At 43.8% G+C, this 1,494-nt stretch carries 1 protein-coding gene and 2 pseudogenes; all 3 read right to left on the reverse strand.

Annotated features, from left to right (window positions below; genetic code table 11):
- Positions 1-552 (reverse strand): annotated as a pseudogene (locus BN202_RS08760) (phage tail protein); the annotation flags it as partial.
- Positions 552-1,376: a baseplate J/gp47 family protein gene (locus BN202_RS08765; RefSeq protein WP_019220272.1), complete on the reverse strand. Its 825-nt coding sequence runs from the start codon at positions 1,374-1,376 to the stop codon at positions 552-554. The pseudogene BN202_RS08760 and the gene BN202_RS08765, both read right to left, overlap by 1 nt.
- Positions 1,373-1,494 (reverse strand): annotated as a pseudogene (locus BN202_RS10515) (GPW/gp25 family protein); the annotation flags it as partial. The pseudogene BN202_RS10515 and the gene BN202_RS08765, both read right to left, overlap by 4 nt.

The following is a 1,494-nucleotide window of genomic DNA, read 5'->3' on the forward strand; positions in this document are numbered from 1 at the left end:
CCCAAAAGAAAACAGTGTACCCCCCAGCTGTTAAGCGGATGCCGCTCTCAAAATCCAGCATACTGTCATCAAGGCGTGACATATTGGCTTCCATAGCCCCCACATCATAACCAATGACACCACGGCGAAAATCAGAGCGCAAACTTTTGGAAAGGTCGACAATGGCTTCAATTGCCTCAAGAGAGTTTTGTTCTGGGAGTTGGTCAAATTCAAGTTGGAAGGAATTCCACCATGCACGCTCTGACCACGCGGGTGTAAAATGTACTGAGAGTCCAAGCCATTGAAGCCCCATATCAATTGCCGCTACAGAGCCACGTATCCGCTGCCATTCAAGTCCTTGTCAAGAAGATCATAAAGGTTTGGAACATAAGGGGTAAGTTCTCCAAGCCCATATTCTTCAATCAACCATGGCAAGAAACGAGGAGGGCGTGTGATCAGTTTAGAGCGCGAAATCCCCAAAACAGAAGCATCAACATCTTGATGAAAATCGCAAACATCAGCAAGGCGCTTTTCAAATTCCGTTGCATTTGTTGGGAGTAAAGTACTACCCATTAGCGTGCCCGCCCTTTAAAGTTTAAGATGACCTTGCCAATGGATAATATTTCCTCATCGGAAACGGCATTATCCGTTGTAGGTTCAACGGCAATGACTTTTTGCACACCAGGGATCATCAGTTTGGAAATCCACCACGAGAGGCTTAATTCACGCCCAAGTGCTTGTTCTTGTTTCCAAGCAGTACGTAAATGTGCCTCCATTTGGGTTAAAACCGTGAGTGCCGTTTCTGATAACAGCCAAACATCTGCTGTCAAGTCCACAACTTTTGCAACAGCCGCATGCACAAGGATGGTGTCATTGGTCATGATGACGTTCTTATCGTGAAGGGCTTGTGAGACTTTGTCTAGCAAGTCTTGGCTTGCGGTTTCTTCTTCATTGTTGCCAAAAATAGCAACATGAATGGTTGGGTTTTTCCCCTTCCGATAAATAATGGCATCTTTTACGCAGCTATCTGCGGATAAAGCAATAAATTTGTAATAAGGCTCTGTTCCACTGCCTTTGCCACTGCGGGTGTGAAGTCTTATGCGTTCGCGGTATCTGTCATCACTCTCATCGTCCATTCGTTGAACACCGTGCCAATTGCCCAAAGCATCAAGAGCCTCATCTTTTGCAAAATCAAGAATATTGTTGCGTGCGGCTTCGTTAATGCGTTGTCTTAAAAGAAGCTCTCGATAGCTAAAAGCCTCAATGATTTTTAATGCAGGGTCACTTTCTAAAAAGATAGTGCTGGGCAAGAGTTCTTTTAAATATTCAATATTTGCAGCGCGGATTTCTTCAAAAGAAAGTTCTGAGATGATTTCGGGATTGGCAAGGTTCTTCATTGTATCAATAATCCTTCCATGGTAATGGGTTTGCCGGATGGCAAATAAATGCCTTCAAAGGACAAGAATACTTTTCCATCATCACACCTTTTACAATCAATCTTTTGGAGCTTAAAAC

The organism is Bartonella florencae (assembly GCF_000312525.1).
Classification (GTDB): domain Bacteria; phylum Pseudomonadota; class Alphaproteobacteria; order Rhizobiales; family Rhizobiaceae; genus Bartonella; species Bartonella florencae.

Excerpts from the sequence above, each read along its gene's own strand:
- BN202_RS08765 (WP_019220272.1), bottom strand. The coding sequence starts at position 1,376 with ATGAAGAACCTTGCCAATCCCGAAATCATCTCAGAACTTTCTTTTGAA.